Raw genomic sequence first — 14,281 nt, 5'->3', positions numbered from 1 at the left:
CATGGATGGGTTCACGGCGTGTCTTGCAGAGGTTTCTACCTCCGGATACGGATTAAGAACTAAGAGGCTCCCCCTTGCTTAAAGGTTTCAGTACCGAACTCCAACGTATTCTGGTCATCCTCGTTGTCTGCAGCGTGATTGGCTTTTTTAGCGACCATTATGCGCTTTGGATGCTATTTGGCTGTGCGATTTATATTCTCTGGATGCTCTGGCAGATGCGCCGTCTCAACCAATGGCTGGTGCGTCAGGAGAGCGAACACCCGCCCGAAGCCAGCGGTATCTGGGGCCAGATCTTCGACAATATCTACCAATTACAACGCGACCAGCGGCTGGAAAAAGAAAACCTGCAAGCGGTGATTAAACGCATTCAGGAAATCAGCTCTGCACTAAAAGATGGCCTGGTAATTCTGGATGCGCGCGGCCATCTGGATTTCTGGAACCCGGCCGCACACCGAATGCTGGCGCTCAGCACCAAAGACCAGGGGCAATCGGTCATCAACTTTATCCGCCACCCCAAATTCGTGACCTACTTTGAAGAAGGCAACTACGAGGAACCACTGGAACTGCCGTCCTCGCGCTTCGCGTCCAAACAGCTGCAATTCCAGATCACCCTGTTTGGCAAGAATGAACGGTTAATTGTAATTCGCGACGTAACACAGCTGCATAACCTGGAAAAAATGCGCCAGGACTTCATTGCCAACGTCTCCCACGAACTGCGTACACCGCTGACGGTTATCAACGGCTATGTAGAAACCCTGGTGGATAACAACACTACACCTACGTGGATTAAGCCGTTGCAGCAAATGTTGCAGCAATCCAAGCGCATGTCGCTATTGATTAATGATTTGCTGGTGTTATCCAAACTGGAAACCACTGAAGCCGGCCACAACCACAAGCCAATCAATATCGAACAGCTACTCGCGATTGTAAAAAGCGAAGCCGAAGTGTTGAGTAAAGAAAAGGAACAGCAGCTCACGCTCATCTGCAACAACACCACCAAGCCCTTGCAGTTACCTGGAAATGAAAAGGAATTACACAGCGCCTTTTCCAACCTGGTTATCAACGCGGTAAAGTACACGCCCAACGAAGGGCGTATTAGTCTTTTGTTATGGCAGGATCAGAAACATTTTTACTTTTCCGTCAGCGATAACGGGCCAGGTATAGAAGCTCAACACATCCCACGCCTTACCGAGCGCTTCTACCGCGTCGATGCCAGCCGCAACAGCAGCACGGGCGGTACTGGTTTGGGATTGGCAATCGTGAAGCATGTACTAATGCGCCACGATGCTGAATTGCAAATCACCAGCGAACCGGGCCGGGGCAGTACCTTTACCTGCATATTTCCTCTACCGCAAAAGTAACCCTTCGTGATATCAGCTCGCTTGGCAGAAAAGTGACAACCTTGTCAATTTTTCTGCTTTCCCACCAAAAGTCGAACTTGACTGGCACTTAAAGCCGGAATTGCTTCGCAAATTCGCACTTAATGACAAAACTATTACCCTATTGACTTAAAGTCGGACCGGATAAAACAACGTTGTCATTTTAGACTCGATCCCCATGCAATGATCCTGACGCCAAGTGCGCAGGGAACTGCATGAGTTAAATAACAAGCGATTACCCTAAGGTTCGCACTGGTTTATGACCAATCTAAATTACCCAGGAGATTGAGAGTGAAAAAGACAATAAAAACTTGCGGTATTGCCGCTGTAGTAATGGGTTCACTGCTGGCTGCAGGCCAGGCATTTGCCCACGGATATGTATCTTCTCCAAAATCACGTTACATCCAATGTGCTGAGAACGGTATTGAAAACCCAACCCATCCAGCCTGTATCGCCGCAAAAGCAGCCGGCAACGCGGGTCTTTACACCCCACAGGAGGTTGCTGTGGGCGGCGTTAAAGACAACCACGAGTTCTTCATTCCTGATGGTCGTCTCTGCTCTGCCAACCGCTCCAACCTGTTTGGTATGGACCTGGCGCGTACGGACTGGCCAGCAACCAACGTAGTACCTGGCCCACGTACCTTTACCTGGACCAACACTGCGGCGCACAAAACCTGGTATTTCCGTTATTACATTACCAAAGAAGGCTATAACCACAGCCAACCGCTGCGCTGGAGCGATCTGGAGTTGATCCACGACTCAGGCAAAGCGGATCAGGAAGCTGTTTCCAACCATGTGGTTAACCTGCCACAACGTACCGGTCGCCACATTGTGTACTCAATCTGGCAACGCGACTGGGAGCGCGATGCAGCGGAAGGTTTCTATCAATGTATTGACGTTAACTTCGGCGGCACGACAACTTCCTCTGTTGCTAGCACCAGCTCATCGGTAAAAAGCTCTGCAGCACCATCATCAGTTGCTTCTTCGGTGGCCAGTTCAGTTGCCTCCAGCGTTTCCAACAATACTTGCGCCAGCTTGCCTGTGTGGAATGCGCAAACCGCGTACACCAACCCGCAACAAGTGCAGTACAACGGAAATCGCTACCAGGCTAACTACTGGACCCAAAACAACAACCCAGCGACCAACTCGGGTCAATACGCTCATTGGTTAGACTTGGGCGCTTGTACCGGCAGCCCGACTTCATCGTCTGTTGCTTCCAGCGCAGTGGTAGTTTCTTCTAGCAAGTCCAGCGTCGCTGTTAGCTCAGTCGCCTCTTCTACTGCTACTGGCAGCTGTACTTCGCCTGCTTACGTAAACGGCAGCAGCTACGCCAATGGCGCTAAAGTACAAAACGCAGGTAGCGAATATCAATGTACCGTTTCAGGCTGGTGTACTGTGGGCGGCCCATACGCTCCAGGTACCGGTTGGGCATGGCAAAATGCCTGGTCATTGGTACGTGCGTGTAACTAATCTACGCGCGCGCAAATTTCCCTCGAACAATCCTGCAAGTTAGTTCGAGGCGAAACGAAAACGGCAATCCAACTGGATTGCCGTTTTGCTTTTCTGATTAAAAAAACGCACAAGGTGATGACAAATATCCTGTTCATAAGCAGACGATTTAGGGCTTAAGATAGTCAGCTCAAAACAGGATGCGCCCAATGAGCAATGACAAACATCTGCCAATGTTAGCAGGGGTAATTACCTGGAGTGCGGTGGTATACATCGAATTCCAACGTCTCGCCGGCACGTCCTACGCGACGCTTGGAATTGTCGGTTATGTTTCCTTCCTGATTTTATTTGCCGCTGTTGTCTACCATCTGGGCGAACGCCGCTATTACGCACGGCACCGGATTTTTTTACACCTGCAATTAACCATTGCGCTCATGTTATTGCTTATTTATCCCAGCGACCTGGCACCCATTCTGCTGGTGGTATGGGCCTCGCAACTGGCTGACTATTTTTCACGGCAGCGCGCGATTTTATTAGTTCTGTTTAGCAATCTGCTGTTTTATTCGATTCTTTTTTTCCACTGGCAGTTCTACAACCATATCGTGGTAGCGCTTACCTATATGGGATTTCAAATATTTGCACTGGGCACCGCATTCGCGCGGGTGAGCGAGAAGCAAGCACGCGAAGAATTGGAGCAGGTTAATCAACAACTATTGGCGACGCGCATTATCCTGGCGCAATCCAGTAAACAGGACGAGCGTTTGCGCATCGCGCGCGATTTGCACGATATTCTCGGCCACCAACTCACTGCGATAAATTTACAACTGGAGATTTTGCAACATAGAGTCGATCAGCAATTGCAATCATCCGTCGCGGAAACCAAACAACTGGCCAAACAATTGTTGGAGAATATTCGCGCGGTAGTGCGCGACCAACGCACCCCACTAACCGTCGACATTCGTCAGGCAGTAAAAACACTCGCCACTCGCCTGCCTGCATTAACCGTGGAAATTCACGGCGACTTACAGTTGGAATCGGCGCAGATGGCAGAGCAATTACTATTATGCATACAAGAAGGTATTAGCAACGCCGTGCGCCATGGCAATACGCAGTATCTTCATTTGAATTTACAACAAGATCAACGTTGCATCCACATAGATATCGACGATCAAGGCAAGGGTTGTTCATTGCCAATAAAACCCGGCAATGGCTTAACCGGGATGCAGGAGCGGCTTGCACAGTTTAATGGCCGCGCAGAATTAATTCCCCAAACGACAGGCTGTCGTTTATCCATCACACTGGAGTTAACGAATGCTTGATATAGGTTTGGTCGACGATCAACAATTGGTACGGCAAGGCATCGCCGGACTACTGGCAATTTCCGGACACGCGCGCGTACTCTGGGAAGCACGTAATGGGGAAGAAGCCTTAACCTTAATCGCCCAACAACCGGTTAATGCGCTGCTGGCCGATATACGCATGCCGGAAATGGATGGAATTGCTCTAGTAAAACGGCTGCGCGCCCAAAAAAATTCCACCCCGGTGTTAATGCTCACCACCTTTGACGATGCAGAATTGTTTAGCCAAAGCCTGATCGCTGGCGCCAATGGTTTTTTATTAAAAGATATTTCGCTGGAAAAGCTGATCAGTAGCTTGCAGGCGATTGTTACCGGCTCTACGTTTTTAGCGGAACCGGAATTGCTGCGCGAGCATCACCAAAAAAAATCTACGCTGGAACTATCAGAGCGGGAGTTGCAAATTTTGCGTTTGCTCGTGGGTGGATTTTCCAACAAAGAAATAGCAAGCGCGATTTTTTTGGCAGAAGGTACAGTACGCAATCATATTTCTAACCTACTTGCCAAACTCGACTGCCGCGATCGAACCCAGGCAGTGCTCAAGGCGATTAACACCGGTCTGGTGTGATCCACTCACACAGAGTCACTATGAACTGGTTTATCGCATTTTGCATCACCTCGCTGGCAACGGCGGGTTATTTATCCTGAAACGCACCGGGTTGAAATTGCAAACGAGCCAGCTGTTGGTAAAGTTCGCTACTTGCAAGCAACTCCTGATGAGTACCGCTCGCAACAATGCTGCCTTGTTGCAGCACCAGAATTTTATCGGCGTTAATCACTGTTGATAGTCGATGCGCAATCATAATCGTAGTGCGATTTTGCATTAGCACTTCCAGGGCCTGTTGTACCTGTTGTTCGCTGTTGGAATCCAGAGCACTGGTCGCTTCATCCAATAATAAAATGGGGCGGTCAGCAAGAATTGCGCGCGCAATGGCGATGCGCTGTTTTTGCCCGCCCGACAATCGCACACCTCGCTCGCCTAAAAAACTATCCAAACCTTCCGGCAATTGCTCGATAAATTCCATCGCAAACGCTGCTTTACATGCTGCAATAACTTCTGCATCCGTTGCAGCAGGGCGTCCATAGCGCACGTTGTCGCGCAGGCTGCTGGCAAAAATCACCGGATCTTGCGGCACCAACGCGATACGTTCACGCAGGGCTTTGATATCTGCATCTTTAACATTAATGCCATCCACCACAATTTCACCCGCTTGGGGATCATAAAACCGCTGCAGCAATTGAAATACCGTGGTTTTACCCGCACCCGACGGCCCCACCAGCGCAATTTTTTCGCCGGGATTAATTTGCAAATTAAAATTTTCAAACACGGCCACATCGGGGCGCGAAGGATAAGAGAAGGTAATGCTGCGCATAGCAACAGCACCGACGGCTGGCACTGGCAACGCTTGTGGATTTTGCACTTGCGGCAAACTGGATGGCGTGGCCAATAATTCAACCAATCGCTCAGTCGCACCCGCTGCGCGCTGCACGTCGCCGATGACTTCTGAGATAGTGCCCATGGCACTCGCGACAATTACCGCGTAAAAAATAAATGCCGATAATTCACCGGCGCTAATTGCACCGCTCAACACATCGTGCCCACCAACCCACAAAATTAGCGCAATAGCACTAAACACTAAGGTAATCACCGCCGCAACTAATAACGCGCGCTGGCGTATGCGTTTAATGCCGGTGGAAAACGTAGCCTCTACCCTGGTATTAAATTCGTGCGCCGATTCAACCTCATGCCCGTAGGCTTGGACGGTGCGAATTTCGTGGATGACTTCATCGGTGTAGGCACCCACATTGGCGACTGAATCCTGGCTCGCACGCGCCAGGGTACGCACGCGGCGGCCAAACGCAATTATTGGCACTAATACAAAAGGAATCGCCAACAACACCAGCAAGGTGAGTTTCAAACTGGTAATTGCTAGCATCACCAAGCCGCCCAATAAAAGGAGCGCATTGCGCAATGCCATAGAAACACTGGAGCCAATGACAGTTTCTAGTTGAGTGGTGTCATTGGTGAGGCGTGAGAGCACATCGCCTGTGCGATTCTGCTCAAAAAATTCGGGCGATAAATGTAATAAATGGGCAAACACTCGGCGGCGTAAATCAGCGGTGATTCGCTCACCCAACCAGGACACCAGATAAAAGCGTGTATAGGTCGCCAGCGACATCACCAGAATCACCGCTAACATACCCAACAGCGCATAGTTGAGCCATTCAGCGCTACCAGCGACAAAACCTTTATCGATGACCTGACGCAACCCCTGACCAATTAACAATACCGACGCTGCAGCAACCACCAAAGCGACCAATGCAGCCAGTATCCGCAGACGATAGGGGCGCAGCAGATCAAACAAGATTTCGCGACGGGAGAGGGGATTTGTCATAGCAGTTCCTGACTACAGCGGAGTTTTCAGGAAGATTGGGCGGGCGATGACCAAAAACAAGCGCCGTCAAGCAAGAGGTGATCTTTGTCAGGTCAGGGTCGCCCAAACAACAGGCAATAAAAAAGGCGAGACTGTAAGTCTCGCCTTTTTAGCTACCGCTAATCTCGTTAGAAATTAGATAGCAGTGATGTTTTCAGCTTGTGGGCCTTTTTGGCCTTGAGTCACAGTGAAGCTCACTTTTTGGCCTTCAGCCAGGGTTTTGAAGCCAGTGCCAGAAATTGCACTGAAGTGTGCAAATACATCTGGACCAGATTCTTGAGCAATAAAGCCGAAACCTTTAGCTTCGTTGAACCACTTAACGGTACCGGTAACAGTCTTGGACATGTTAATCATCCTATTTAAACAGAAGTAATTGATACCCGCGAACGGGCAGTTTGTGCTGGAAATGTGGGAATTACTTATGAAACAGGACGAGGTACTTAATGGAACTTCGAAATGATGTGCATAAATATTAATCGTACTTTCAAGCGAGGCCCAGTGTACACTCGCCACCTCCAAAGTCAATCGATACTTGCCTTACAGGCGCCTCAAACTACAAAATGGTTATAATGGCGTCAGTATTAATCCCATGGAGTCTGTTTATGTTCCTGCGTTACACCCGTTTTCTCACGTTCCTCTGTCTGCTTATTCCATTTCATGCCGCAGCCCAAGCCGGCGCCTTTAATCTGGAAGATTGGCCAAAGACCCAGGCCAGCCTCAAGCCCATGTATGTCAAAGCCATTATGGAGCAAGCGGGCATACATAAAGTCAGCTTTAAATTGCCGGTCGATTTTTATGTGGCCGAGCTGGATAAATTTGCCGTCTTCGCCGCCGAAAAACAGTATCACCCTTATTTAAAAACCGCAGTCGCGCAAAACCTCGCCACTATCGCCACGATTAATTGCGATTGGAATAATGGCGTTGCTCCCTGGGAATTTGCGCAAAAATATCTGGGCGATAACCAATTAGAACTTCTTCAACCACTTTATGCAGATGCTATAACCAAATTAAAAAATAATTGCATCGATTAATGATTAACTCCAAGGTGAAGAATAGTATTTGATTCAAAACCGTATGAGGCATGGATGCCGATTCGAGCCTACATGGATGTATTCACGGCGTGTTTTGAATTAAATACTATTCTGCACTCGCACAAACAATCGCAAATCATCGAAATTTTGGTTGATTCCCTTTTACCCAGAGCGCTCGTTAATTAACTGACCACCGTCTAGTCTATAAGCTGAGTTAGTTAACGAGCCATTTCATGACCCGCGAATCCCACCCCTATTTAATTGTACTGCTCGCCGCCGTAATTGCCATTACGCCCCTTGCTGTCGATATGTACCTGCCGGCCATGCCGGATATTGCCCACAGCCTCAACACCCATATTGGCAATGTGCAGCAATCGCTGAGTATTTTTCTCGCCGCCTATGCGAGCGGCATGTTGTTATTTGGGCCATTGGCAGATCAACTCGGGCGGCGGCCGTTAGCGATTTTTGGTTTAACAGGATTTACCCTAAGTAGTGTCGGTTTGGTATTCGCACACAACATCGAACTCTTCCTAACGCTGCGTACGACCCAGGCTTTTTGCGGTGCGGCTGCCACAGTGGTAGTGCCGGGACTCGTGCGGCATTTGTATCAGGAACACACTGCCAAAGGTATGTCGTACCTGTCCATGATGATGATGCTCGCTCCACTGCTTGCACCGAGTATTGGTAGCGGCATTTTGTGGTTTAGCGAATGGCGCAGTATTTTTATTGTGTTGGCGATTTATGGAGCCCTGATTTTTGCGCTCGTATGGAAATGGCTCCCGGAAATCAGTAAGCCCATTGCAGCGGACACGGAAAAACGTAACCGAAATTTTTTTAGCGGCTATAAAATTATTTTTTCCAACCCGCAAGCACGCCCCATGATCGCCAGCATGATGTTTGGATCGTTTGCATTTTTCTGCTTTATCACCGCGGTATCGTTTCTTTACATCAACTACTTCGGTGTTAGCGAGCAAGTATTTAGTTTGCTGTTTGGGTTGAATGTATTTTGTTTGATGGGCGCTAATTTTATCAACAGCCGGTTAGTCACACGCTACGGCCCCTTGCGTATGCTGCGCACAGGGTTAGCCATTGGGCTAGCGAGCGCGTTACTGTTATGTTTGGTCAATTATTGGCAATTGCCAATAGGTTACACAGTCGCCGCCGTCGCATTTTTGATGGGCTCGCTCACCCTGATGGGCACCAATGCCGATGCAATCCTGCTGATGAAATTTCCCCACAACAGCGGGTCGACCACCGCCGTTACCGGCACACTGCGCTTTGGCAGCGGCGCCTTTGCCGGGCCACTGCTCGCATTTTTCTATACCGGCACCGCCATGCCTTTTTCATTGCTGATGCTCGCGGGAGTAATGGGCGTATTAATTTGCCAAATCTGGTTTTGGTGGGCCAACAAAAGTGTGATTACAACTCATTAATGTTCCAGGCAGATAACCACGGCGGCGTGATAGGCCTTCCAATAAACCGGAATCACATAAGAGCGCATCTGCCGGGGCAAATGAATTTGGTTGGGCGCACCTTCTATCATCACTGGAACTGAAATCATAAATTCATGGCCAAACTGGCTACGCGCATTGCCGGAAATGGTATTGGCCACTTCGCCCACCAAATCAAAAATATGTTCGTTGCTAGTATCCAGCTCACCAATACTGAGCAATAGATGTTTCAGCAAAATGCGCGGCGCGGTGAAATACACACAGCCGCGATAGGGGCCAGAAATTCCGATAATGCCCGTTACGTCATAGGCCGCTGGATTGTCGTTTTCCACCAGATAGGGCGTGCCTACTTTTACTTCCTTGTCGTTGGTGTGATGAAAATAGCGCACAACGCCGTCGATAAATACTTGCAAGGTTTCTTGAGACATTTTAACAATTAATCCTCGGTTAACTCAGTCAGCGCTTCCAGCAATTGTTCATCCGTAAAGGGTTTACACAAAAATCCACGCGCGCCTTTTTTCAAGGCTTCAATGCCCGTGGCCTTATCAGACAGCGCGGAAATCACCAGAATACGCAAGCCTGGGTCCAGTGCCATTAATTGCTGGATGCAGGCAATGCCATCCATTTCCGGCATGGTTAAATCCATAGTCACTACTTGCGGACGAGTTTCCTTATAGAGTGCAACGGCTTGCATTCCATTCGCAGCCGCGGCCACCACCTGGAATTTATCTGAATCGTTACAGCGTTCTATTTTGCGGCGGATAATATTGGAATCATCCACAATCATTAGCGATAACATTAATTACTTCTCCAAAAATCCTTATAAAAATCAGGCCGCGATATCATTGCCGTTCGATGTATCTCCATTCGAAGACTTTGTTGAGGAAAAGTCGCATGTGGAGGAATCAGCGTTGGATTCTACTGCGATAATCGGCAGCGTTATCACAAAGCGACAGTGGCGACTGCGACGACTGGAAACCGTAATTTTTCCTCGATGCTCCAGTACATGGTTCATTACGGCTTCCATACCCACACCGCGGCCTGCGTCTTTAGAAACTTCCGGTGCGGTGCTAAATCCTTCGTGGAAAATTAATCCCAACAAATGCTTGTTAGTCCAGGATTCAATTTCATCCTCTGGCCATTTTCCGGAAGCAAATGCTTTTTCGCGAATCGCGTCGTAGTCCAAGCCTGCACCGTCGTCCATTACCGTCAATTCCATTTCGGTATCGGAAATTTTCGCCAGGCGCAAATCAATCCGACCTTCCATCGGCTTTTCACAGAGTTCGCGATCGCTCGGCGTTTCTATGCCGTGCACTACAGAATTACGCAGTAATTGGATTACAATTTCTTTTAGCTGTTGTTCGTAGCCGGGTTCCAATTCCAACTCACTTAATCCACTCGCCACCAGTTTTACCAACTTGCCGTTGCGCGCCGCGATATTTTGTACGAACTCGTGCAAGTGATCCCAGGTACGGCCCGGGCGGTTGCTAGCAACTGGGGTAGATACCGTTTTTGCTTTATTGCCACTTACAATGGCAAACTGACCCAATTTTTCTGTGAGGTGTTCCACTTGCTGGGTGTAACTGATTAAATTTTCCAGCTGTACGGTAAGGCCCAGATAATCGTTGCCGGTTAAATCCTGCTTATCGCGCAATTCTGCCAAGGTATCTTCCATTTTATGTGCCGCTGTTTCAAAGAATTCCAACTTGAGTGAAGCGGCTTCACCTTTGAAATTATGAATTTCGCGAAAAATATTTACGGCTTTATCACGCACAGCCTGATTGGTTTTTGCCGGTTGGCGCAAAACATTATTAATGCGGTTAAAGCAGTTAAAACTGTTGGCGATAAATTCGCGCAACAAACCCGGATGTGTATGTAGCAAGCTGGTGATCATTTCCAACTGCGACTCGTTGTGTTTGCGACTTTCGTTTAACGCGCGCTCCAGTTTCACCTGCTCAGTAATATCCAGCACGGTAACGAGGACGTGAGAAATTTCTGCAATGTCATCATCGTTTTTCTGATAGGCGCGTGCAAAACTGAATTGCAAATGCTTGGTCAGGAAGCCGCCACTTTGGTTGGCAATATTCACTTCCACATTGTTGAGCGGATTTAAATCGCCAATCAGCTTTTCCTTGATCTTTTGGTCAAACAACAGTTCGATAAAACCACGCGCGGTGTCGGCATCTTTCGCACTGACAATGTTTTCCAGCAGCGACTGGAAGGACTGACCACCAAATTGCTGCTTGCCCAACACGTCTGATAATTTTGCAGAATGTTGTTCACCGATAACCAAATCCTTGTCAATCAGGAACAGACCTTCGTTAACGGTTTCCAGAATTTCAGTCGTTTCCCGGCGCGCTTTTTCGATCACTTTATCGCTGTCGCGCAGCTGCCGCACAAAGTGCAACATAATAAACAGGAAGTTGATAATCGCGAGGCAAATGCCCAGAGTTTGAATGGCGCGCAAGCGGGTCGCTTTAGACGCAGCCACCTGCTCCAAACTCACGGTGAGATCGTTCATGGAGGCGAGCATGGTAAGATTGTGGGTGCGCGCCAATGCGACTGCCACTGCCAGCGCACTCGAATAATCTTCACCGCGAGCCAGGGTGTCCGCAAAAATTTCAATGGATTTTTTATAGGGCAACCACAACTGCAATGTGTTTTGCAGGGAATCTTTTCCCAGACGATTGCGGACGGGCTCCAGAGTGACTATGTCTTTGCCTGCACCGCGTGCTTGGCCGCCATTAATAAATCCACTCAGGGTTTCATCAAATAAGCCCTTACTTAATTGCAATTCATCGAAGGCATTTTTGAATGCAATAGGATCATCTTTGGATGCATCCAACACCAGCAGGGTTTTCGCCATGCGCTGCGATAGCATCCGCTGGCGCCCGGCCAGGTTTACACCCACCGCATCATCGGCAATTTCATAGGAAACGTAGAAGTTGAAAATTAATACCGATGCGTCGAGCAATAAAAACAATGCAACCGAAATAATTATGCCGCGGTATTTACCGAAATCGAAATTGAATAGTCCTGACATGTGTTCGCCCGTGATCATGAGTAGTGATTACCGCTGTGGTCGAGCGGCCGGGCGTTCCATATCTTCCTTAACGTTTGCCCTTAAGAACAGCTCCGTGAATTGTTAATTCACTTGTAGTGACCGGGCTTTAGCGAAACTTGTGCCAATCGCCATAAATTCGCGTTTGACATAGGAATTAAACCTGAAATAACGGCGTTTGATTATTTTTGGTGCGGGTAATTTTTTATCTGTGATAAAAAGGATATGTGAGTTGATGCGCCAAGGCATGCATATTGGTGCAAACTTTTGGCGCAGCGCACGAAATTAGTTCTTTTACCGCAAATTATTCTTCTTGTAACTGCATGGCCCAAAGTTTGGCGTAGTAGCCCTGCAGCGCGAGTAACTCATTGTGAGTCCCCTGTTCTATGACATGGCCATTTTCCATGACCACTATGCAATCCGCATCCACTACCGTGGACAAGCGATGAGCAATTACCAACGTGGTATGGCCACTGGACACTTCGCGCATCGCATCCAGTATCGCTGCTTCAGATTTTGAGTCCAACGCACTGGTCGCCTCATCGAAAATTAGAATACTTGCGCCTTTTAAAAGCACCCGCGCGATAGCGATGCGCTGCTTCTCGCCCCCGGAAACTTTTAAGCCGCGCTCACCCACCAGTGTTTGATCGCCGTTGGGCAGGCTATTAATAAATTGCTCCAGGTGGGCCATTTTAATTGCGCGATCGATTTCTTCATTCGTTGCCGAGGGATTGCCGTAGGCGATGTTCTCGCGAATGCTGGTGTTAAACAGAACCGTATCCTGTGGCACTATCGCGATCGCACGGCGCAACGAATCCAAGGTGACTGAGCGAATATCCTGACCATCGATAGAAATGTTTCCGCCATCAATATCGTAAAAGCGATAGAGCAAGCGCGAGAGGGTACTTTTCCCGGCGCCAGATGAGCCGACAATGGCCAATTTACTGCCAGCGGGAATATGCAGGTCCAGTTGTTGCAAAATCGGGCGCTCTTTGTGATAGCCAAAATCCACCTGCTGCCAACAAATTTCCCCGCGACTTACTTGCAGTGGCTTTGCGTCAGCTGCATCGCTAATCGCTGGAGTGCGCTTTAACAGCGCCAGCATATTTTCCAAATCAGTGAGCGAACGGCGAATTTCGCGATAGACAAAACCGAGGAAGTTGAGCGGAATAAACAGCTGGATCATATAGGCATTAATCATCGCCAAATCACCCAGGGTCATGGTTTTATCCAGCACACTCTGCGCCGCCATCCACATCATGGCCGTCATTGCCAGTGCGATAATCAGCGCTTGGCCCGAGTTGAGTGCGAGTAGCGACATGCGATTTTTTAATTTGGCGGACTCCCACTTTTCCAGAAATTTATCGTAGGTCTCGGCTTCGTAATTTTCGTTGTTGAAGTATTTTACCGTTTCGTAATTGAGTAATGAGTCTATTGCGCGGGTACTGGTGGAGGAGTCTGCCTGATTGGCTTCGCGTACAAACTTATTGCGCCACTCAGTGGTGTAGATGGTGAAGACAACATAAACCGCCACGGCGATCAGAGTGATTACGGCATACCAAATAGAAAAGGCCGCGGCAAAAATGATTGCCACCATGAGAATTTCAAACAGGGTGGGAACGATATTGAACATTAAAAAGCGCATTAAAAAACTGATGCCGTTGGTGCCACGCTCTATATCGCGGCTGATGCCCCCGGTGGCGCGATCCAAATGAAATGCCAATTCAAGCGAATGCAAATGTTTGAACACGCGCAAACCAATTTTGCGCATGGCGTGTTCGGTAACGCGGCTGAATAAGGCATCGCGCACTTCACCAAAAAATACACTCCCAAAACGCAGGGCGCCGTAAAACAAAATAAAAAATGCCGGTAGTGCAAGTTCTGGCGCGAGGCTGCGATCAACGCCATCGATAATATGTTTCAGTGCCCAGGGCATCACTAGCGTTGCGCCTTTGGCAGCAAGCAGTGCCAGCATCGCCAACAGCACCCGCCCTTTAAATTCCCATAAATAGGGCAGCAGGTAGTTCATGCTTTGGCGCAAATTGACCTTCGGGCTTTCTTCACGCACTTCATTGTTAGGGTGAACCGATAGTCCGGACGAGTGCATGCCGCGCATAAGG

At 48.7% G+C, this 14,281-nt stretch carries 12 protein-coding genes; 6 read left to right on the top strand and 6 right to left on the bottom strand.

Annotated elements, in window-relative coordinates; genetic code table 11:
- Positions 1–74 precede the first annotated feature (74 nt).
- From phoR to D0C16_RS17605, 4 genes are all read left to right on the top strand, one after another.
- Positions 75–1,361, top strand: a complete 1,287-nt coding sequence (phoR, locus tag D0C16_RS17620) for a phosphate regulon sensor histidine kinase PhoR (RefSeq protein ID WP_151033570.1) — start codon at positions 75–77, stop codon at positions 1,359–1,361.
- A 309-nt stretch (positions 1,362–1,670) separates the two neighbouring features.
- On the top strand, positions 1,671–2,849 hold the full coding sequence (locus D0C16_RS17615; protein WP_225318738.1) for a lytic polysaccharide monooxygenase: 1,179 nt from the start codon (positions 1,671–1,673) through the stop codon (positions 2,847–2,849).
- 188 nt (positions 2,850–3,037) lie between these two features.
- Entirely contained in the window at positions 3,038–4,147 is a 1,110-nt protein-coding gene (locus tag D0C16_RS17610) for a sensor histidine kinase (RefSeq protein ID WP_191968535.1), read from the top strand.
- The gene (locus tag D0C16_RS17605) at positions 4,140–4,751 is read left to right on the top strand and encodes a response regulator transcription factor (protein ID WP_151033568.1); all 612 of its coding nucleotides are present in this window, start codon (positions 4,140–4,142) and stop codon (positions 4,749–4,751) included. Before D0C16_RS17610 ends, D0C16_RS17605 begins: the two co-directional genes overlap by 8 nt.
- 67 nt (positions 4,752–4,818) lie before the next feature.
- Here D0C16_RS17605 and D0C16_RS17600 read toward each other — a convergent pair whose 3' ends face one another.
- Both D0C16_RS17600 and D0C16_RS17595 read right to left on the bottom strand, forming a co-directional pair.
- A complete protein-coding gene (locus D0C16_RS17600) occupies positions 4,819–6,579 on the bottom strand; it encodes an ABC transporter transmembrane domain-containing protein (RefSeq protein ID WP_151033567.1) in 1,761 nt (586 codons plus the stop codon).
- A gap of 174 nt (positions 6,580–6,753) precedes the next feature.
- Complete coding sequence (locus D0C16_RS17595) at positions 6,754–6,963, bottom strand: cold-shock protein (RefSeq protein WP_039918082.1); 210 nt, start codon at positions 6,961–6,963, stop codon at positions 6,754–6,756.
- A gap of 257 nt (positions 6,964–7,220) precedes the next feature.
- Between D0C16_RS17595 and D0C16_RS17590 the strand changes: the two genes are divergently transcribed.
- On the top strand, positions 7,221–7,649 hold the full coding sequence (locus D0C16_RS17590) for a hypothetical protein (protein WP_151033566.1): 429 nt from the start codon (positions 7,221–7,223) through the stop codon (positions 7,647–7,649).
- 233 nt (positions 7,650–7,882) lie between these two features.
- The gene (locus D0C16_RS17585; protein ID WP_151033565.1) at positions 7,883–9,082 is read left to right on the top strand and encodes a multidrug effflux MFS transporter; all 1,200 of its coding nucleotides are present in this window, start codon (positions 7,883–7,885) and stop codon (positions 9,080–9,082) included.
- On the opposite strand, the gene D0C16_RS17580 is transcribed toward D0C16_RS17585, so the two are convergent.
- The 4 genes from D0C16_RS17580 to D0C16_RS17565 all read right to left on the bottom strand — a co-directional run bounded on the left by D0C16_RS17580 (position 9,079) and on the right by D0C16_RS17565 (position 14,277).
- The gene (locus D0C16_RS17580) at positions 9,079–9,528 is read right to left on the bottom strand and encodes a chemotaxis protein CheX (RefSeq protein ID WP_151033564.1); all 450 of its coding nucleotides are present in this window, start codon (positions 9,526–9,528) and stop codon (positions 9,079–9,081) included. The genes D0C16_RS17585 and D0C16_RS17580 overlap by 4 nt on opposite strands.
- 8 nt (positions 9,529–9,536) lie before the next feature.
- Positions 9,537–9,899 carry a response regulator gene (locus D0C16_RS17575; protein WP_151033563.1) on the bottom strand — a complete coding sequence of 121 codons (363 nt, stop codon included), beginning with the start codon at positions 9,897–9,899 and terminating at the stop codon, positions 9,537–9,539.
- A gap of 30 nt (positions 9,900–9,929) precedes the next feature.
- Positions 9,930–12,143 carry an ATP-binding protein gene (locus tag D0C16_RS17570; RefSeq protein ID WP_191968534.1) on the bottom strand — a complete coding sequence of 738 codons (2,214 nt, stop codon included), beginning with the start codon at positions 12,141–12,143 and terminating at the stop codon, positions 9,930–9,932.
- 322 nt (positions 12,144–12,465) lie between these two features.
- Entirely contained in the window at positions 12,466–14,277 is a 1,812-nt protein-coding gene (locus D0C16_RS17565; protein ID WP_151033561.1) for an ABC transporter ATP-binding protein/permease, read from the bottom strand.
- Positions 14,278–14,281 lie beyond the last annotated feature (4 nt).

Origin of the sequence: Cellvibrio sp. KY-GH-1 (genome assembly GCF_008806975.1) — a bacterium.
Lineage (GTDB): Bacteria > Pseudomonadota > Gammaproteobacteria > Pseudomonadales > Cellvibrionaceae > Cellvibrio.
Note: the sequence above shows the minus strand (reverse complement) of the source record. Positions and strands in the feature narration are given on the sequence as shown.